Annotated in this window: 16 protein-coding genes, 1 tRNA gene and 1 pseudogene; 10 read left to right on the forward strand and 8 right to left on the reverse strand. The window is 57.3% G+C overall.

Annotated elements, in window-relative coordinates; genetic code table 11:
- Positions 1–13 precede the first annotated feature (13 nt).
- The 4 genes from RHM59_RS12120 to nhaA all read left to right on the forward strand — a co-directional run bounded on the left by RHM59_RS12120 (position 14) and on the right by nhaA (position 3451).
- Positions 14–850 (forward strand): DUF692 domain-containing protein, encoded by an 837-nt coding sequence (locus RHM59_RS12120; protein WP_322286699.1) that lies wholly within the window; start codon positions 14–16, stop codon positions 848–850.
- Positions 847–1611 carry a DNA-binding domain-containing protein gene (locus RHM59_RS12125; protein ID WP_322286630.1) on the forward strand — a complete coding sequence of 255 codons (765 nt, stop codon included), beginning with the start codon at positions 847–849 and terminating at the stop codon, positions 1609–1611. Before RHM59_RS12120 ends, RHM59_RS12125 begins: the two co-directional genes overlap by 4 nt.
- Positions 1612–1642: 31 nt before the next feature.
- A complete protein-coding gene (locus RHM59_RS12130; protein ID WP_322286631.1) occupies positions 1643–2116 on the forward strand; it encodes a DoxX family protein in 474 nt (157 codons plus the stop codon).
- Positions 2117–2242: 126 nt separating this feature from the next.
- Complete coding sequence (gene nhaA / locus RHM59_RS12135) at positions 2243–3451, forward strand: Na+/H+ antiporter NhaA (RefSeq protein WP_322286632.1); 1209 nt, start codon at positions 2243–2245, stop codon at positions 3449–3451.
- Here the strand turns inward: nhaA and RHM59_RS12140 are convergent, their stop codons facing one another.
- From RHM59_RS12140 to RHM59_RS12165, 6 genes are all read right to left on the reverse strand, one after another.
- The gene (locus RHM59_RS12140; RefSeq protein WP_322286633.1) at positions 3452–5737 is read right to left on the reverse strand and encodes a xanthine dehydrogenase family protein molybdopterin-binding subunit; all 2286 of its coding nucleotides are present in this window, start codon (positions 5735–5737) and stop codon (positions 3452–3454) included.
- On the reverse strand, positions 5734–6216 hold the full coding sequence (locus RHM59_RS12145) for a (2Fe-2S)-binding protein (protein WP_322286634.1): 483 nt from the start codon (positions 6214–6216) through the stop codon (positions 5734–5736). Before RHM59_RS12145 ends, RHM59_RS12140 begins: the two co-directional genes overlap by 4 nt.
- Positions 6213–7505, reverse strand: a complete 1293-nt coding sequence (locus RHM59_RS12150; RefSeq protein ID WP_322286635.1) for a cytochrome c — start codon at positions 7503–7505, stop codon at positions 6213–6215. The genes RHM59_RS12145 and RHM59_RS12150 overlap by 4 nt, the downstream gene beginning before the upstream one ends.
- Positions 7506–7564: 59 nt before the next feature.
- Positions 7565–9622 carry a methyl-accepting chemotaxis protein gene (locus RHM59_RS12155; protein ID WP_322167702.1) on the reverse strand — a complete coding sequence of 686 codons (2058 nt, stop codon included), beginning with the start codon at positions 9620–9622 and terminating at the stop codon, positions 7565–7567.
- Positions 9623–9755: 133 nt separating this feature from the next.
- Entirely contained in the window at positions 9756–10403 is a 648-nt protein-coding gene (locus RHM59_RS12160; RefSeq protein WP_322286636.1) for a response regulator transcription factor, read from the reverse strand.
- Positions 10400–11878 carry a sensor histidine kinase gene (locus tag RHM59_RS12165; RefSeq protein ID WP_322286637.1) on the reverse strand — a complete coding sequence of 493 codons (1479 nt, stop codon included), beginning with the start codon at positions 11876–11878 and terminating at the stop codon, positions 10400–10402. Before RHM59_RS12165 ends, RHM59_RS12160 begins: the two co-directional genes overlap by 4 nt.
- A 229-nt stretch (positions 11879–12107) precedes the next feature.
- Between RHM59_RS12165 and RHM59_RS12170 the strand changes: the two genes are divergently transcribed.
- From RHM59_RS12170 to RHM59_RS12185, 4 genes and pseudogenes are all read left to right on the forward strand, one after another.
- On the forward strand, positions 12108–13730 hold the full coding sequence (locus tag RHM59_RS12170; RefSeq protein ID WP_322167699.1) for an acyl-CoA synthetase: 1623 nt from the start codon (positions 12108–12110) through the stop codon (positions 13728–13730).
- Between the two features lie 22 nt (positions 13731–13752).
- Positions 13753–15525 (forward strand): acyl-CoA dehydrogenase C-terminal domain-containing protein, encoded by a 1773-nt coding sequence (locus RHM59_RS12175; RefSeq protein ID WP_322286638.1) that lies wholly within the window; start codon positions 13753–13755, stop codon positions 15523–15525.
- Between the two features lie 156 nt (positions 15526–15681).
- Positions 15682–15758, forward strand: a tRNA-Met gene (locus RHM59_RS12180).
- Positions 15759–15925: 167 nt separating this feature from the next.
- A pseudogene (locus RHM59_RS12185) lies at positions 15926–17032 on the forward strand (tyrosine-type recombinase/integrase); the annotation flags it as partial.
- A gap of 905 nt (positions 17033–17937) precedes the next feature.
- Here the strand turns inward: RHM59_RS12185 and RHM59_RS12190 are convergent.
- The gene (locus tag RHM59_RS12190) at positions 17938–18150 is read right to left on the reverse strand and encodes a hypothetical protein (protein WP_322184200.1); all 213 of its coding nucleotides are present in this window, start codon (positions 18148–18150) and stop codon (positions 17938–17940) included.
- Between the two features lie 631 nt (positions 18151–18781).
- Between RHM59_RS12190 and RHM59_RS12195 the strand changes: the two genes are divergently transcribed.
- Together RHM59_RS12195 and RHM59_RS12200 are read left to right on the forward strand one after the other, a co-directional pair.
- Positions 18782–19027: a DNA-binding protein gene (locus RHM59_RS12195; protein WP_416194753.1), complete on the forward strand. Its 246-nt coding sequence runs from the start codon at positions 18782–18784 to the stop codon at positions 19025–19027.
- A gap of 139 nt (positions 19028–19166) precedes the next feature.
- Positions 19167–19499 carry a helix-turn-helix transcriptional regulator gene (locus RHM59_RS12200; RefSeq protein ID WP_322167696.1) on the forward strand — a complete coding sequence of 111 codons (333 nt, stop codon included), beginning with the start codon at positions 19167–19169 and terminating at the stop codon, positions 19497–19499.
- A 93-nt stretch (positions 19500–19592) separates the two neighbouring features.
- On the opposite strand, the gene RHM59_RS12205 is transcribed toward RHM59_RS12200, so the two are convergent.
- Positions 19593–19886: a DUF1652 domain-containing protein gene (locus RHM59_RS12205; RefSeq protein WP_322201013.1), complete on the reverse strand. Its 294-nt coding sequence runs from the start codon at positions 19884–19886 to the stop codon at positions 19593–19595.
- Positions 19887–20311 lie beyond the last annotated feature (425 nt).

Consider the following 20311-nt stretch of genomic DNA (forward strand, 5'->3'; position numbering starts at 1 on the left):
GAATCAATTCCAGATGGGGGCCGGGCTCGGCCTCAAACCGGTTCACTACCAGGACGCCCTCGACTGCACGGTTGACGGGCTCTGGTTCGAAGTTCATCCGGAAAACTACATGGTCGGTGGTGGCCCCCGCTTGGCGTGGCTAGAGGCAATTGGCAACCGGCACCCGCTGTCATTACACGGCGTATCACTCTCGCTGGCGGCCGATTGTCCGCCCGATGCAGAGCACTTAAAGCGCTTGAACACGCTCGCTGATCGCATTCAACCCGCCTTGATTTCCGAGCACCTTGCGTGGTCCGCCTGGCGCGGTCAATACCATCCTGACCTGTTGCCATTTCCCCGCACAAGCGAGGCATTGCAGCGCATAGCAAGCAATATCCACTGCACACAAGATGCCCTTGGACGTCGTATTGCCGTTGAAAATCCGACCCACTATTTACACCTTGCTGGTCATGACTACAGCGAAGTCGATTTTCTGACTGAATTGAGTAAAAGGACTGGCTGCGGCTTGCTGCTGGATGTCAATAACGTACACATCAGCGCCCACAACCTGGGCTTCGATGCGGCAACTTATCTGGATGCTTTTCCGGCCACGGCAATCATGGAGATACATCTGGCCGGGCACACTGAGGATCCGGGAAATTCAACGTTATTGATCGATACTCACGACGCGCCCATCGCTGAGGATGTCTGGTCTTTGTATGAACGCTTGATTAATAGAATCGGTATGCGCCCGACATTGATCGAACGTGACGACCATATCCCTGCTTTCGATGTTCTGCTCGCCGAACGCGACAGAGCGCAATCACGCCTGAATCTTGGGCAAAGCCTGCAACGGGGGCTGGCGATATGAAGCCATCCCTCGAACACTTTCAAGATGCGTTCGTAGAAGCACTCTACGGTGCCGATTCATCCGAGATGCAAGCGCTTACCCAACAGCCCGGCTTTGCGGTTTATCGCAATACAGTGCTCAAAGGTGCAACCGACGCGTTGCTCGCCAACTTCCCGACCATAGAACGACTCGTGGGCACCGACTGGCTCCGGAGCGCCGCCGCAATCCATGCCCGAATTTCGCCGCCAACGGACGCCCGGTTGCTGCACTACGGGGCCGAATTTCCGCATTTTCTCGACGGCTTTGAGCACGCACGAGAAATGCCCTATCTGGGCGACGTCGCCCTTCTAGATCTGCTGTGGACACACGTGCATTGCGCTAAAGATGAACCCGTCTTGGAAATGAGTACCTTGGCCCAGCTGTCGCCGACAGACTTGGCCAACAGCCGACTTACACCCCGTGCGGCTTGCCGCTGGGTTTGGTTACCTGACTGTCCGGCGTACACGATCTGGCGTGTCAATCGTGAGCAGCTGGAGATGCCTGACGAACTCAACTGGCAGGGCGAAGGTGCGCTTCTGACGCGCAAGGTTGGCGGCGTTCATTGGCAGGCTGCCAGTGCTGCCGAATGTGCCTTTCTCGATGCGTGCGCGGCAGACCTGCCCCTCGATAAAGCTGCCGATCGAGCCAGTGCAGTCGAGCCTGACTTGAACCTGGAAAACCTGATCATCCGCTTGGTGAGCGCTGACGCATTCGTCGCGGCGAATTCAGGTCGACCTTTCTAAAAACGTACCCACGTAACTGATGGAGCACCTCATGGACGTTATCCACACTCACCCATCTGCTGGCGATAGATCCCTGCGTGGACTCTGGAACCGCGTCGCAGGCCGACTGGAGTCGCTGATTGGCGATTCGCTGTTGGCGTTGATAGCTCGTCTGTCAATTGCCGCTATTTTCTTTATGTCAGGACGAACCAAAGTCAGTGGCTTTCTGACGATCACACCAAGTACCTACGAACTGTTCCGCACGGAATACGCCCTGCCGTTGATCTCTCCAGAACTGGCTGCGCACCTTTCAGCCTACAGCGAGCACTTGTTTCCGGTGCTTCTGGTGCTGGGGTTGTTTTCCCGACTGTCAGCGTTGGCGTTGCTGGGCATGACATTTGTCATTGAGGTGTTTGTGTACCCTGACGCCTGGCCGACGCATCTTTCCTGGGCGGGTCTGCTGCTGCTCATCGTCGCGCGTGGCGCAGGATCACTTTCGCTGGATCGACGACTGGGCATCCGATGATCCGTCATTGGCGAAACCCAATGGGAGGCCTCTGGTGTAGAATGCCGCCTTGGGTGTCGCCGCAAAATCGCGGTAGGCAGGTTTAATTATGCGTAGGTCGGGCCGCCACGCGGAGCTGCCGTGCCTATGAGTTCTGATCCTTCGCGTGTTCGTAACACCCAAGAGCCTAGTGAATCACCCTCCGCCCTGGCGTTTATCTCTCGTTTTTTCGCCGCTGAGTCAGCAGGTGGCTTGATCCTGATGGCCTCTGCTCTGGCGGCGCTGATCGTGGCGAACTCGCCTTGGTCTGCCGTTTACTTTTCGACTCTGCATATCAAAATCGTGGGGCTGTCGATTGAGCACTGGGTGAATGATGGCCTAATGGCCGTCTTCTTCATGTTAGTGGGTCTTGAGATCAAGCGTGAAATGCTGGCCGGCCAGCTGTCAAGTTGGAGCCAGCGCGCGCTTCCCGGTTTCGCCGCACTGGGCGGCATGGTGTTTCCTGCGTTGATCTACCTCGCCGTCAACTGGGGCAACACCCAAACCATGGGCGGCTGGGCCATTCCTGCAGCTACCGACATCGCGTTTGCCTTAGGCGTACTGTCGCTGCTCGGCAAGCGCGTTCCCCTTTCCTTGAAAATCTTTCTGTCGGCGTTAGCGATTCTTGATGACCTCGGCGCCGTACTGATCATTGCCCTGTTCTATACCAGTGGCCTGTCCATCAGCATGCTGCTGGCATCACTCGCTGTTATCGTTTTCCTGGTAATACTCAACCGCTGCGGCGTGAGAAGACTTCTTCCCTATTTGGTAGCTGGCGCCCTGCTGTGGTTTTTCATGCTTCAATCTGGCATCCATGCAACCCTGGCAGGGGTTATTCTTGCCCTTTGCATTCCGCTGGGCGATCCAAATAGCGAGCGCAAGTCGCCCCTTCTTTACCTCGAAGAAAAAGTGCATCCATGGGTCGCGTTCGCCGTGGTGCCCATCTTCGGCTTTGCCAATGCCGGCGTATCCCTTGCTGGTATTTCGCCCAATAATCTAATCGACCCAGTACCGCTGGGGGTCACTTTAGGGCTATTGGTAGGCAAGCAGCTTGGGGTATTCGGGCTGGCAGCACTGGCCATTCGATTAGGTTTGGCAAAGCTTCCCGAAAACTGTGGCTGGTTTCAGTTGTATGGGATCGCCCTTTTGTGCGGTATCGGATTCACGATGAGCCTTTTCATCGGGGCGCTGGCATTCTCAAGTGCTCCGCATCTGGTAGATGAGGTGAAGGTAGGCGTGCTTATGGGCTCGATTCTGTCCGCCATTTTGGGGGTTATCGTTCTTTTGCGGGCCGGACGCTCAAAGACCGCCGCTTGATCAGATTCCGTGTACGTCCGGCGCCTGCAGCGCCAGCTTCAACCGCTCCCCGGTCAACGGCGTGTTTCGAAGCCGCTTACCCGTCGCGTTGGCTATGGCGTTGGCTATGACGGCGGACGTTGGGCCTTGCGACGCTTCGCCAACCCCGAGGAACGGCATGCCAGGGCGGTCGATCATATGAACCTCAATCGACGTAGGCACTGACGAGAAACGCAAGATCGGGTAAGTGCTCCAATCGTAGCTGGTGATGTTTTGCGCGTTCCAAGTGGTTTGCTCGAACATCGCCCAGCTTGCGGCTTGAATGATGCCGCCCTCGATCTGATTACGCGCGCCATCGGGGTTGACCAACTGCCCGCAATCACACGCCGCAACAACCCGTCCTATCTGCACACTCCCGGTTTTCGGTTCCACCGACACTTCCATCGCAATGGCAAAATACGCCATCAGGTTCTTGTATTGGGCGAACGCAAAGCCGACGCCGTGTCCGGTGGGCAGCTTCACGCCGGGTTGCCAGCCAAACTTTTGCGCGGCCAGCGTAATGACGTCGCGCCCTCGTGGATCGTCGAGGTGCGCCAAGCGAAACGCCACCGGATCAGCGTTAGCTGCCAATGCGAGTTCATCCATGAAGCTCTCGATGCTGAAGACGTTGTGGTAAGCGCCCAGCGAACGCATGGCCGATACCCTGATCGGCATCATCGGCAGAAAGTGGTACTGCACCCGCAGATTGGGCAGGGTGTACAGCGGGACACTGTTGCGTTGGCCGTCGCCTTCGGGCATTGGGATCGGCTGGGGCGGTGCGGGGGTAAATGGCTTGGACAGCAGCGAAGCCGGGATAAAACGCCCGGCGTTCGCGATGCGGAAATTGTGGGTGTTGCTCCAGACCTCAAAGGTCCAATCAACGATTTTTCCAGCGGCGTCGAGCGAAGCGGCAACCTCAGTAGTCATGGCCGGACCGAACGGCTCGCCGGTATGTTCTTGCTCGCGCATCCACTGCACGCGCACCGGACGTCCGGGTAATGCGCGTGCAATCAATGCAGCATCAGCGGCAACGTCGTCGGCGCCGTTATGCCCGTAACAGCCGGATCCTTCGACGTGAACGCAGCGGATGTTCTGGAGCGGCATCGACAGCATTTCCGCCAAACCCGCACGCATGGGGTAAACGCCCTGAGTGTGGGTCCAGACCGTGAGCCGGTCACGGTCGAGGTGCGCCACTGCGCAAGACGGTCCGATGGAGCCGTGGGTCAAATACGGTTTGCTGTATCGCGCACGCACGGTTTTAACCGCTGGCGCGGCAGGACCGTGCTGATCAGCGACCGGTATTTCCTGAATCGGAGAATTGATCAAGTGCTGATGAATCGTCGCCTGATCAGCCAGCGGCGGACCGAGTGTCCAAGTGGCGGCGGCGGTCAATGCGCGCATTGCCAGAATGGCTCGCCACTCATCGTCTGCCACCACCGCCAAGTAATTACCGTCGCGCACGACCTTGATCACCCCCAGCATCTTCTCTACCTCGCGGGTGTCGAGGCTGACCAAGGTCGCGCCAATCGACGGCGCACGCACCACCCGCGCATGGAGCATGCCGGGCAGGCGCATGTCCTGCACGTAACTGGGACCGCCCGTGACCTTGCCGGGAATATCGACTCGGGGCATCGATTGGCCGATGACGGCAAAGGTTTTCGGATCGTTCAACGCGGAAACAGCGCTGGCCGCCTGGTGCAGTTCGACCCGCCCCACCACCTCGCCGTAACTGATACGACGGCCGTCGAATGAAGTGATGATGCCGTCTTTCACAGCTAACGTCTCGAGGTCGACGTCCCACTCGATAGCGGCGGCTTGCACCAACAGGCTACGCACTTGAGCGGCTGCGTGGAAGATCGCCGTGCCGCTGTCGGCAATCGAATGGCTGCCGGCGGTGTAGCCTTCGTTCGGGGTTTGGGCGGTATCGGCCGTGATTAGTCGCAGGGTATGTGGCGCGACGTCCAACTGCTCGGCGGCAATCTGAATGAGTGCCGTGCGGATGCCGGTGCCCAATTCAGCTTTGCCGGTAAACACCGTGATCTGCCCTTGCCCATCGATCTTGATCCACGCATCCAGGTTCGGCTCGGTCTTCAAGCTACCCGGCAGGCTCGGCGTGCTGGTGGTGAACGTCCCAGCTTCGGTGGTCGACGTTACGGCGAATACCCGGGAACTCGCCAGCAATGAAAAACTGACCAGCAGCGAACTGGCAACTAAAAAGTGCCTGCGGCCGGGATTGCTCAATACGTCTTGCGCGTCATCGGGCCTCATGACGGCGCCTGCGCATTAGTCGCCGCGTTTGCTTCAGCCACCTCATGGACCGCTGCAAGAATCCGCATGTGCGTACCGCATCGGCATAGGTGGGGTTGCAGGTGGTCGCGAATGTCCCCGTCGCTGGGCGTTGGTACTTTGTCGAGCAGTGCCTGGGCGCGCATCACCATTCCGGCAATGCAGTATCCGCACTGCGCGGCTTGCTGGTTGATAAATGCCTGTTGCAGCGGACCCGGATGCTCGACAGTGCCCAAGCCTTCGATGGTCCGAACAGGCCGTTCGCCCACCGCCGACACCGGCAATAAACATGAGAACACCGGCTTATCGCCGACGATCACGGTACAGGCACCGCACTGACCCAAGCCGCAGCCAAATTTGGCGCCGTTCAGTTGCAACTGATTACGCAGCACGTAGAGCAGCGGCGATGACGGATCGACATCAATCGTGTGCTGCACGCCGTTCACAGTAAGCGTGGTCATGGCGTTGGGGTCTCCTTGCGAATCTTGGCGACCGAGGTTTCATCCACCGAATTCCACGGTCTCTGGGCGCTGTAACGCGCGCGTAGGTAATGAGCGAGGTCGGCAATTTGCGTGTCGGTCAGGCTGTCCGCAAATGCGGGCATAAAGTGCGCGGCGTCACTGCCTTGCCAACCATTGCCGTCGAGGATCATGCGCACCGTGTTGTTCGGGTTGTCGGCATTGATCGCCGTACCTCGCGCCAACGACGGCCTGCCGCCCATTGCCGACATCGGCGCGCCAGCCTCATGGCAGGCAGCGCACGCACCAACAAATAACGCATGCGCCCTTTGTTGCGAGGGCGCGATGACCGGATTGGCCTGTTCCACGGCCGTGCGCATCGGTGAGGCAGGGTTTTGCAGCGACAGCAGGTACGCCGCCATCGCCTCGACATCCCCACGGGGCGCCTCGGCCAGTTCACGACTCACCGACCGCATCGGTCCAGCCGCTGCGCCGTGCTCGGACGCTAAACCGGTTTGCAAGTAGGCGACCAATTGCGTTTGGGTCCACGGCACCGGCGCGCCCGATAACCGGGTCAACGCGGGGGCGTCCCAGCCATCGATAGAACCACCGGCGAACGCTTGGCCGGCCTTTTCAGCGCCCAGTAGGTTCAGCGGCGAATGGCAGGCGCCGCAGTGCCCGAGGCCGTCCACCAGATAGCGTCCGCGATTCCACTCGGCGCTCTGTGCGGGGTCGGCAGGTACTTCACCCGGATGCAAAAACAGCAGGTTCCAGCCCGCCAGCAGCGGACGAATGTTCAGCGCAAAGATCAGGTGATTGTCCGGCGCGATGGCGTGCACCGGCGGTCGGCTCATCAGGTACGCGTAAATGTCCGCGATGTCGGCGTCACGGGCTCGGGTGAAGTGCTGATACGCAAAAGCCGGGTACAGCAAATGCCCGTCCCGCGAAACGCCATTGCGCATCGCACGCTTGAACGCATCCAGGGACCAAGTACCGATACCGGTTTCGTCGTCCGGGGTGATGTTGGTGGAGTAAATCGCACCGAAGGGCGTCTCCAGTTTCAGACCACCGGCCAACAATGCGCCGCCTTTGGCGCTGTGGCACACGGCGCAGTCGGCCAGCGCGACCAGCTGAGCGCCGTGCTGAATGACGTTAGGGCCGATTTCGACCATCGGTTTCTGGCGGGCGGCAGCGCTAAGGACAGGCATCTCCGGCTCGCTCGCGAACCAAAACCCCGCACCGGCACAGAGGACAACAAACACCGTTGCGATTGCGATCCTGGTTACATTCATCCGACCTCCAGGCGCCTCCACCCGCTGAGGACGCTCTGTTAAGGCCTACGCCCACGCGATCAGTTCAATTGAAAACGCGCGGTATTGTCACTCAGCGCCCGGCTGCCTTTGCTGAGCATGTCGGCCGCTTGATTGACCGCCCGTGCGCCATCCAGCAAGCGCCCGGCAGCTTGATCGACCTGTTGAATATTACTGCTCACTTCATCCGCCGTGCTGGCCTGTTCTTCAACCGCCGTGGATATCTGCGCCAAGGTGTCGGTTACGCCCTGCACTGCACTGGCGATCTCACCCAAACGCTGGCCCAACCCGGTCACCGCTGCCGCGTCATTGACGGCCTGACCGCACGCCGCGTCCATCAGCCCCACGGCCTGACTGACGGTGTTGCGCAAGCTGTCGACGGTACCCGCGATTTGCGCAGTCGACGCCTGAGTGCGCTGTGAAAGACTGCGCACTTCGTCGGCAACCACTGCGAAACCTCTGCCCTGCTCGCCAGCTCGCGCCGCTTCGATGGCTGCGTTGAGTGCCAACAAGTTAGTCTGCTCAGCGATACCGCGAATGGCGTCCACCACCGATTGAATTTGTTGCCCTTGCTCACTGACACGTCCCAACGCTGCGGCCGTGTCGGTCAGGCGCTGATTAAGCTGCTGGATACTTTCGGTGGTCCGAAGGCTGTCACGACTGCTTTCTTCTGCCACATGTCGGGTGTGCTGGGCACTGGCGGATGCTTGCTCGCAACTTTTCGCCACGCCTTGGGAGGTCGCCGCCAATTGAGTGGCCGCCGTCGCGATCTGGCTGATCTGTAGCTGTTGATCTTCGACTTCGTTCAGCGTGCGGCTGGACTGGGTATTGAGCGTTTGTACCGCGCCGCTCAATTGCAGGGTTTCGTGATCGACACCCAATAGACTGGTGCGCAATTGCACCACCGCGACGTTGAGTGCGGTGCTGATCGCGGCCAGTTCATCGCGCCCTTCCACCGGCACTTGAACGCAGAGGTTACCGTCACGCAGCGATTGCGCCAGGGTCGTGATGCCACTGGCGCTGCGGCGGATAGAAGCCTGCAAACACACAAACAAATACAGCGCCGCCAATAGCAAGAAACCGAACACGGCGGCGACTGGAATGAACTGCTTAATGGACTGGTCGTGGTAATAGCCCAAGCGATCATCCAATGACGCCAACGATTGGTGGCGCAATGCGGCCAGGTCACTCAGCAATGCGTCAATGCTGCGCTCGAAACCATCGGTTTTGAGGCTGATACTGCCGCCAAACACCCCGTCATCCAGCACTTTTAATTCACTGTCCAGCCGCTGCTGGCTTTTGCGGTACTGGTCGGACCACGGCTGCATTTCTTGCGGTAGTTTGGCTTCCAATGACGCGCCAGTTTTGTTCAGCTGATCACGCGCGTCGCTGAGGCGGCTGCGCAGGTCACGCATCTGCAAGCGGCTTTGCATGGTGAACTGGCCGGACGAGATCGACGTTTGCCCGACACTGGCCAGCCGACCAACACGCTCGATGAGGTCCGGCGTTTGCTGTGTAGCTATTTGCATCAACACATAGGTTTCACGCCATGGGTCGATGTTCAGGCCGCTGTCCAAAACGATTTGTTCACGCAGGTTTTGCAGTGCGGTCAACGCCGTGGTGAAACGCTCGTATCCGTCCGGCCACCAGCCTACCGTGCGTAGGGCCGCAGAATCCAAACCCGTGGTGGCATTTTGTAGCGTCTGGTAACGATTGAGTGTGTCGGCTTGCGCACCATTGCTGTGCAAATCAATGCCCAATTGCACGAGCGCCTGACCTACAACAGGGTTCGCGGCATCGAGTGCGGCCATCGCTTCACGTGCCGCCGGGGTGGGCTCGTGGAGAATATCGGCCGCCTTCCAACGTGCGGCTCGGTCGCGTTGCGCCGCCAACAGATCATCCAGCGAATCCAGCGCCAATAACTGCCGAACACCCGCGCGCTCCCCAGATATTAGGGCCAGCTTGTCGCGATAATCCTGGCCGATCATCCATAAACTGCCCACCAACGGCAGCATGAACAATAGGAAAAGCAGCTGAAACTTTCGAGCAAATCCAAAACGCCCTAGCAGGCGGATCCCCGGGGACAAAAGCGTCAGCATTTAAAACCTCTCATCTGGACACCCTCCCATCGCTTGTGGCCATGGAGGCGCCAACTGCAAAAAACCCGGCGGATCGCCGTTATATTCGATTGGGAAGCAAGAACCAGACCGCTAATACGGAACGGATAGCCCTTCAATCGCGACCTGAGCGCAGCGCCAGCGGGTTGACGAGCTTGACGACTATCGCCATGCCTACCAATGCCGGTAGATGCTCGGCCTGCATGCGTTTCATTACCCGCGACCGATACAGATCCACGGTTTTTGCACTGATACCCAATTGCTCCGCAATTTCCCGAGTCGTGTAGCCTTGCACCAGCGGCAGCAATACGTCGCGCTCGCGGGGCGTCAACGTCAGCAAGCGCGCTTGCAATGCCGCCTGACCTTGAGCGTCTGACGGGTGTGCATCCGCGCTTTGCAGCGCTTGTTGCACGCTGTCCAACAACAGCTGTTGGTTGTACGGTTTTTCAATGAAGTCATGGGCGCCGGCCTTGAACGCCCGGACCACAATTGGCACATCAGCGTGGCCGCTGACAAAAATCACGGGCAAACGCAGGTCCCGCGCACGCATCTCTTCCTGCACATTCAGGCCGCCCATACCCGGCATCCGCACATCCAGCAACACGCACGCATTCAACTCGGCATCGCACGCTTCCAGAAAAGCCCGCCCGCTGGTAAACGGCAGCGCTTTGAGGCCCACCGACTCCAGCAACCAGACAGTCGAGTCGAGCATGCCTTGGTCGTCATCGACCACATACACCACTTGCTCCGCGACGCGGGTCATTCACTCACTCCTGATGCGGTTGCCGACGGACCCACGCGAGGCAAAGAACACAACAGCATCAGGCCAACCGGCAGGCGCCGGGCCTTTAGCTCGCCACCCAGCCCTTCGATGATGTTGCGACTCATGGATAATCCCAGGCCAAGGCCATCGACTTTACTGGTGTAAAACGGTGTGAAAATCTTTTCCAGTTCCGGCTCGCTCACCCCCGGTCCTTGATCCTGAACACTCAGCTCGATGCGCCCGTCACGCGCCACTTCAGCCGCTAATACAATGGTCGATGATCGACCGGGATGAGCCTCGCGGTTGGCGTCGATGGCGTTGCGTAATACGTTAAGCAACACCTGCTCCAACAACACTCTATCGGCGTAGATCGGCGGAAGATTATCCGGCAATCGCTCTTTTATCGTGACCTGGCAATCGTTCGCTTCCCACCCACACAAACGAACCACCCCACGGGCCACTTCGCTGGCGTCCAAGGCCTGCATTTGCCGCCGCCCTTTGCGCAGAAAAGCCCGCAGCCGCTTGATCACTTCAGACGCGCGATTGGCGTGGTCGGTGATGTGCTCTAAACCCTGGGCCACCCGTTCGGCGGCCTGAGGGTGAGTGCCCAAGGCCTGCAAATAACGCTGGCTGGCGCTGGCGTAATTGACGACTGCCGCCAATGGCTGATTGATTTCATGAGCAATGCCCGAGGCCAATTCGCCCAAGGTCACTAGCCGCGCCGTGTGCGCCAACTCATCTTCGAGACGCCGCTGACGCTCATCCGCCTGAACTCGAGCAGTGATATCCCTGGACACGCTGACCACCTCGACCACGGCACCGGTGTAGGTTTCGCGGATCGCCCGGCTGGCGGTTTCGAACCACAAGTAATGCCCATCGCGGTGGCGGATTCGGTAGGTCATCGTGTGATAACCCTCTTGGGTCAGCGCATCCCGGGCCCGGTTGATCAGTCCCGCCAAGTCCTGCCCATGAAACAAACCCTGGGCCAATAAACCACGCAGTTCCTCGGGCCAATAACCCAGCAACGTCCAGGCCGCGGGTGACGCATCAATGAAATGACCTTCAGGCGTGTGCCGGGAAATAAGATCAGTGGTGTTTTCGGTGATCAATCGATACAGCCGTCGCGCTTTGGCCGCTTCACGCTCGGCCACAACCTGCTCAGTGGCCTCTCGGCAGCGCGCCAACACCTGGTTTCCCTGGGGAACGGGAATAAACGTCCATAAAAAAATTCGTTGTTCCCAACAGGCTTCAACGTCTTCGATCGCCCGTTGCTGTTCCAGGCAGGCGCGTACCAGCGCAAATTGATTCACCGGCAACAGCGCCGTTACGTCGGTGTTGGGCCACTGCGCCAGTACTTTCAGCAGCGCTGGGTTGAGTTCAATCGGACGCGCCTGACCATCGAGCAATAGGCTGGGTTGCGGGTCGTGGCTCAACAGCACCGAGGTGTGCAAAGGGAAAGTCCGGGGGGAAGTCATCAGATGCCCTGTCGTGAAATGAGTACGCGGATGTCCGCCTCATTCCTTGCGAAGGCAGCCAAACGGTGGCAAAAAATACATATAGTATAAATACTATATGATTAAGGTATTACTTCCATACCTGACAACGATTGATATATAAAACACGCCGGACTTAAAGCTACCCGATACGGCAAATGCCTAAAGGGTCAGCGACAGAGCTAACAATCAGCCAACCGAGTACCCCTACATGTCGATCTTCGAGCAAGGGCTCGCCCCTGCGGCGGTCAATCATATCGCGTTGTCTCCGCTCAGCTTCATCGAGCGCACTGCCCACGTTTACCCTAACTATCCTGCTGTTATCCATGGTTCGATTCGTCGTACCTGGGCGCAAACCTATGCCCGCTGTCGGCGCCTGGCTTCGGCGCTTGAAGGTCGTGGCATTGGCAAAAACGATACTGTGGCACTGATGCTGCCCAATATTCCGGCCATGTTGGAAGCGCACTTTGCAGTGCCGATGATCGGCGCCGTCTTGAACCCGCTTAACGTACGTCTGGACGCCGAGGCGATTGCCTTCATGCTGGGGCATGGCGAAGCCAAAGTGTTGATTACTGATCGTGAATTCTATGATGTCGTGCACGCCGCGCTGAGCATGCTGGAGCATCCACCGCTGGTGATTGACGTGGATGACCCCGAGTATGGCGAAGGTCAGGCCGTCAGCACGCTGGATTACGAGGCCTTGCTGGCTGAAGGCGACCCGGACTTTGCCTGGCAGTGGCCAACGGATGAGTGGGACGCGATTTCGTTGAGCTACACCTCTGGCACCACTGGCAACCCGAAGGGCGTGGTGTACCACCATCGCGGCGCTTACTTGAGCTCATTGGGCAACCAAATGACCTGGAGCATGGGCAACCACCCGATTTTCCTTTGGACGTTGCCGATGTTTCATTGCAACGGCTGGTGCTACCCGTGGACCATTACCGCCATGGCCGGCGTGCATGTATTTTTGCGCCGGGTCGACCCACAAAAAATCCTGACCTTGATTCATGAGCATCAGATCACCCACTTCTGCGGCGCGCCCATCGTGCTCAACGCGTTGATCAACATGCCGGACTCAGCCAAAGCCGCCATCGATCACCCGGTACACGCCATGGTCGCGGGTGCAGCGCCGCCCGCCAAAGTGATTGGCGCGGTAGAAGAAATGGGCATTAAAGTCACCCACGTGTATGGCCTGACCGAGAGCTATGGCCCGGTCACGATTTGTGCTTGGCACAGCGAATGGGATGAGCTGCCGCTGGACGAGCGCGCCCAGGTCAAGTCTCGCCAGGGCGTGCGTTACTCGACGCTGGAAGGGTTGATGGTCGCAGACCCGAAAACCCTAGAGCCGACCCCGCGCGATGGCGAAACCATCGGCGAAATATTCATGCGTGGCAACACGATCATGAAGGGCTACCTGAAGAACCCAAGCGCCACCGCTGAAGCGTTCGAAGGCGACTGGTTCCACACCGGCGACCTGGCAGTGTGTCACCCCGACGGTTATGTCGAGATCAAGGACCGGCTCAAAGACATCATCATTTCCGGCGGCGAAAACATCTCCACCATCGAACTCGAAGGCGTGCTGTATCGCCACCCAGCGGTACTCGAAGCCGCTGTGGTTGCGCGCCCCGACGAGAAATGGGGCGAAACGCCCTGCGCGTTTGTTACCCTCAAAGCCGATCACGAGCACGTTCGCGAAGCCGACATCATCAGCTTCTGCCGCGAACACCTGGCGGGTTTCAAGGTTCCGCGCACGGTGGTGTTCAGCCTGTTGCCGAAAACTTCCACCGGTAAAATTCAAAAGTTCGTGCTGCGCGAAACCGCCAAGAACCTTTAACTGTTAAAACGAGGTTCACCTGATGCCTGAATTCAACGCTCCCGTGCGGGACATGCGCTTTGTCCTGCACGAAGTATTTGACGCCCCAGCGCTGTGGGCACGCTTGCCCGCCTTGGCCGAAACCGTCGACGCTTCCACCGCAGACGCCATTCTTGAAGAAGCGGCCAAAGTCACCGGACAGCTGATCGCCCCACTGAACCGCAGCGGTGATGAAGAAGGCGCGCAATGGCACGCGGGCCAAGTCAGCACGCCCGCCGGTTTCAAGCAGGCCTACGCCACCTATATAGAAGGAGGTTGGGTCGGCCTGTCCGGCAACGATCAGTTCGGCGGCATGGGCATGCCGAAAATGCTTGCTGTGCAATTTGAAGAAATGCTTTACGGCGCAAACTCCAGTTTCGCGCTGTACTCAGCCCTCAGTTCCGGCGCGTGCCTGGCCATCGACGCCCACGCCAGTGAAGCCCTGAAAAGCCTGTACCTGCCGCCGATGTATGAAGGTCGCTGGGCGGGGTCCATGTGCCTGACCGAAGCCCATGCGGGCACCGACCTGGGCATCATTCGCACCCGCGCCGAACCAAAAGCCGATGGCAGTTTCAGTATCAGCGGCAGCAAGATATTCATCACTGGCGGCGAGCAAGACCTGACCGAGAACATCATCCATTTGGTATTGGCCAAATTGCCCGATGCTCCGGCCGGCCCCAAAGGTATTTCGCTGTTTCTGGTGCCGAAAATATGCGTTAACGCCGACGGCTCGCTGGCTGAGGCCAACGCGGTCACTTGTGGCTCGATTGAACACAAGATGGGCATCAAGGCCTCGGCCACCTGCGTCATGAACTTCGACGGCGCCAGCGGCTGGCTGATCGGCGAGGCGCATAAAGGGCTGGCGGCGATGTTCACCATGATGAACTACGAACGTCTGTCCATCGGTATTCAGGGCATTGGTTGCGCCCAAGCCTCCTACCAAAGCGCCGTTGCCTACGCCCGGGAGCGGATCCAAAGCCGCGCCCCGACCGGCGCCGTCGCCAAGGACAAAATCGCCGACCCGATCATCGTCCACCCGGACGTGCGCCGCATGCTGCTCAGCATGAAGTCCATGACTGAGGGCGGCCGCGCGTTTGCCAGCTACGTTGGGCAACAACTGGACCTCGCCAAGTTCTCCGACGACGCCCAAGAGCGCCAAGACGCTCAATCGCTGGTCGCCCTGCTCACACCCGTCGCCAAAGCGTTTTTCACCGACACTGGGCTGGAGAGCTGCATCCACGGCCAACAAGTACTCGGCGGCCACGGCTACATTCGCGAATGGGGCCAGGAACAACTGGTGCGCGACGTGCGCATCGCCCAGATCTACGAAGGCACCAACGGCATTCAGGCGCTGGACCTGCTAGGGCGCAAAGTCGTCATGGACAAAGGCGTCGCGCTGCGTCAGTTCACCGCCGAAATTCGAACCTTCGCCGACCAACCAAACGTGACTTATTCGGCGCAATTGCTCGACGCGGTAGAACGCCTGGAAAACCTGAGCGACTGGTTACAGGAACGGGCGGACAGCAACCGCAACGAAATCGGCGCCGCCTCGGTCGAGTACCTGCACCTGTTCGGCTACGTCGCCTACGCCTACCTCTGGGCACGCATGGCCCACGTCGCCGAAAGCAAACGAACTGAAGACGAGACGTTCTATGGCGCAAAAATCGCCACGGCCCAGTTCTACTTCAGCCGGATGCTGCCGCGAATATTAAGCCTGGAACACAGCATTCGTGCCGGGAGCGAGTCGTTGTACGGGTTGAATGCCGAGCAGTTTTGACGAATTGAAGAGATAGAGGCTGCGCGATTGCTCGCTGAGAGCGTGGAAAAATGTGGGGTTTAACCGTAGCGAGGGCTAACCGCTTGATCGCACGGATAAATTTTCAAGAACAACGCTTGACACATTTCCCGTATCCGCGAATAATGCGCGCCACTTGGCTACATAGCTCAGTTGGTTAGAGCATAGCATTCATAATGCTGGGGTCCGGGGTTCAAGTCCCTGTGTAGCCACCAAGTACCGGTTTACAGACGTCTACAGCAGTCTATAAACCACCTCAAGAAGCCCGCCTAGTGCGGGCTTTCTTGTTTCTGGCTATCTCTCCTTGTATCCCCCTATCTCTTCCCTCCGTGTATCCCCACGTGCATCCTTTGAAAATAATTGAACCGAGGGGATACACGCCATGAAACGCACTGAAATCAAGCGGCGCCCCTTGTCGGACAAGGCTCTCAGCGGCCTAGAGCCCGATTCGAAGGAATATCGCGAGCTGGACGCCAGCGGCCTGTATTTCCGCGTAAAACCGGACGGACAGAAGTCTTGGCAATTGCGCTACAAGAAGTCGGACGGCAAATGGTCCTGGCTTGGGCTTGGCGGTTACCCCGAAATCAGCGGCGCATTGGCAAGGGCAAAAGCGGCGGATCTTCGCTCGGACGCCGCAGAAGGGAAAAACCCGATGGCGACCAAGCAGGAGCGCAAGGCTGCCGAGGTTGAGGCCGCAAACGACACCTTCGAGACACTAGCCCGCGAATGGCACACTTCCCGCATCAGCAACTGGGACGCAGGTACGGCCAAGCGTGTGATGGGCGCCCTTGAGCGTCATGTATTCCCGGAATTCGGAAAGCGTCGATACACTGGAATTCTGTCGATGGAATGGATGGATCTTCTACGCGGACTTGAGAAGCAAGGCATCCTGGAGCAAATGAGCCGGGTGCGTGCTTACTGCGAGGACGTTTACGACCTGGCCCGAGTAACTGGCCGTGCCGTAAATAATCCACTGGAAGGCGTCCACAATTTCCTCTCGTCTGGCAAAGCCGAAAACTACGCCCACGTCTCGATTGAAGAACTACCCGCCCTCCTTCGCGCCATTCGATCCTATCCGCACGCCCAAGACGTACAGCTTGGTCTGCGTCTGCTTACCCTGCTGGCGGTGCGTCCAAGCGAGTTGCGCGAGGCGCAATGGTCTGAATTCGATTTCGACAAAAAGCTTTGGACGATCCCAGTAGATCGCAAAGGCCGCAAAAAGGGCTTCGAACACTTGGTGCCGCTCTGCCGCCAGTCCGTGGAAGCGTTAACGGAACTGCGGGCACTCACCGGCTCATATCCTCTGCTGTTCCCTGGCCGGAGTGATCGCACCAAGTCGCGCAGCGATACGGTTTTCCTGATGGCACTGCGCCGCTTGGGTTACGAAGGTCGCCAGACCGGCCACGGCTTCCGCCATATCGCCAGCACCACGCTGAACGAACATGGTTTCTCTGCCGATCATGTCGAGGCCCAGCTAAGCCACAAGGCAGGTTTCAGCGCCCACGAAGCACGGTGCTGAAATCAGCTATGAGGCGGAACACGTTCATGTCCGTTTGGGCGCTTCAAGCTCGATAGACAGCACCGCTCTATTCGATACAGCCCCCCCCATGCGCAAACAGCTACTTCCGTAATATTTACACGCGGCATCCAAGGAGCAGTATCCACGGATAAGCCGGTGTCGGGCGCCGCTTCGTTACGGGCAAGGTTACGCTGATGGTTACGGGGAAGCTGAGAACCAGCAGGCTTACAACACTGCTGGCGCTGCGGTCATCAAGTTAATTAAGTATCGGCGGAAGGTCTGACAATATACTGGCGAGCTCTCGCCAAGGATAAAGACTGGTTGCTAAGGATCTGCATCCGGATAAATGCACAAACGGTTTAGCAGCGTCCTTCGCCCCACAAGACACAAGACAAAAATCGCAGATGACGAATTTACCCATCATTGACCACCGGTGGTTCCAGGTGATCAATCGATCGCCTACGTCTTCGTTTGCGCTCTTTGACACATCTAGTCGATGAAGGTACTTCTCATCGGACATCGTCTGTACTCCGCATTCAGGTCGACATGCTTTGTCGACTATCCGCGTTAGACAACATCCCCTACTGGAACTCTCAACTATTGGCTGATCTCGATATCAGACACGCCAGCATGAGTGAGGCGCTCCCTTAGGAGCTGATCCAGCGTGAGATCCAGCCTTTTAGCCTCTGCCGGTGATGACCTTGCACAGACATTAAGTGCCACCACCCACTGTAAGTCAAAGTCGCTCACGCGATCGGAACCACCGATACCAAGCGTATGCGTCCTCCTATTTTGTACGTTACTAAAAAGCCCATGAAGTAATCCTTTTCCTAGTCTTGCATAAGCGACAAATTCGCAACCTATGCCTGCCTGAGCTACTGTTTTAGATAAGCCTGCTTGGCATCCTCCGTCATTGAAACACCTTCAATTGCGCTTAACCCTTTAAAATCCACCAGTGCGGCAATGTAGCCATCCGCGACACCCTTCTCGTACAGACGATCATCCTCGTTCGCTTGTTCAAGAATCGCATCTATCCGCAAGCGCACTGCTCGCCTAAGCATAGTGATATTCATCTTCGCACCCAGCATGTGTCTTCCGCAGCTTCTACTATTCACTCAATTTTAGCTAACGAAGTTGAACTGTATTGAACCATTTGTCAGAAGTTGTAAAAGCCGTATTACAGGCAATCAGCCCCACAAAGCATGAGAAAAAAGGAGCGGCGCGAGACGGTGTGTCCCGCCGGCGGGACAATTGATGTACTTAATCAATCAAGCATTGGCGGGAACTCAGAAAGGATTTCAGCCAGCTCGCGCTACGGATAAAGCTTGTCCCTGCCCGCTATGCATCCCGGAAGATTCGTAAAAGACATTCCTGCAAGAGACGCGGGTTGCGAAGCCAGGCACGTATAACAGACGACAAGATTGCCCATCATCAACCACCGCCCATTCCAACCGATCAGCTGCTCGCCAAGGTCGGCGCTGTCGCTCATAGTTGAAGATAACCAGTAAGCGCGTTCTGGGTCTGACAGCGGAAAACCTCCCTGTTATTTCGTGCGGACCAAAAGTCGATGTCATCCTCATCATAGACGTCAAATAGAATGTCACTTTCATCCAAAACGCTTTGAATTCCTCTGATGTCCATCGGTCAACCAATTCACGAGTATGAAAAATCCTTTTGACTCGGCTGGACACAAATTATGCAGATTGGAACTGAAACATAATGACTATACGGACGCCTGAAGAGGCAAGGAGTTGGCTTCGAGCGCAGGGAATTAGCGTTTCGGACTTTGCTCGAACTCATGGCCTTGATCCTGCTACGACTTATCAGGTGCTGTACGGAATTAAGAAAGGGTTCCGGGGTAAGTCTCATACGTCTGCGGTTGCGCTCGGGATGAAGCTTTGCGTAGAGCCTGAGTCACGACCTGATGAACCATTGGTACGTCGGGATCTCTCGGATGATATTTAGCGCACCCCTACCGATAGACCAGGGAGTTATATACAAAGTGGAAAGATGTGAAGTTTGTGATAACCATGTGCGCGGTTCACACACTAGCCAATCGCTCGTACACTCATAGAAATACCTAGACGAGCTAGAAGGAATTCCCATGCACGGTATGAGTGCAAGATTGAAGGAAGAGCGAAAACGCCTCGGCCTTTCGCAGCAAGCATTGGCGACTATCGGTGAAATAGAACCAAACGCTCAGGGCATGTACGAGCGAGGTGCGCGGTTTCCGAATGCCACCTATCTGTCTTCAGTCGCAAAAGCAGGTGTGGATATTTTATTTGTGGTGACGGGAGTCAAGAAAGTACGGCCAACGGATAGCATGACCATTATGGACACTAAGGTATTGCATGAGCTGGACGGCCTGCCGAAAGACGTACAAGACGACATCAAAAAATTGATTTCGACCCTTTTCGAACAAGATTCACAGGAATAGGCCGCAACCTCACTTATTCCTTCGTCAGTGAGGTTGATATAGATAGGGCATGGCAGTGAGAGGGATGACAGGGGAGTATCCGTCGTAGGATTGTCACTTCACCAGGTAGGGTGCTGCAACTGAATAGCCTGTGCCTATTGGCTCAAGATGGTTATGAGAGGAGCTAGCGTTTTCAAGGTCTTGCTGAAGTTCCGCAATGAAACTTGAAATAGTACGACTGGTATTGAGCGACGCAGTGGTGATTCCGGTGACAACCAGACTCTCCCTGTCTCCACCTTCTTGAAAAACGCGCACGGTCAAAGACGAATCGGCCGAGAGAGTGCATTCACAGCGGTTTGGCAGGAAGCTTTGCTCCACAATATGTCGTAGTTCCAGTGTCGAAATCATTTTAAAATAATCCTAACAAAAGTCAGCCCAAATGACTCTCGCCTCAGATGATAAGGAAGCCGTAATTATTTACGACTTGATGAGCTTGCCTGAGGTAAATCTGGCCCGGCGCTCACAAGCCAGTGTAGGCTAATCATCCAAAAGCATTGGATTAATTTAGGTCGCAATCCATATGAGTTCGTCCACTACGCCTTCCACGATTCAGAGGAAGTCATCGGTACCAGCGAGCTATTGTGGTGAAACCGCCACAATCGAGACGCCAGCGGAGTACCGCTCATCTGGAAGGTGGTGGGGATTGCCAGGACGGCGTTGAGAGCATTGTGATGACGAAACAGCCACCAGCAGCGAGCGCCGTGTATCCCCCGGTGTATCCCTATAAAACACACACAGAACAAAACCCCTTAAATACAGCCACTTAACGACCC

The organism is Pseudomonas sp. MH10 (assembly GCF_034353045.1).
GTDB lineage: Bacteria > Pseudomonadota > Gammaproteobacteria > Pseudomonadales > Pseudomonadaceae > Aquipseudomonas.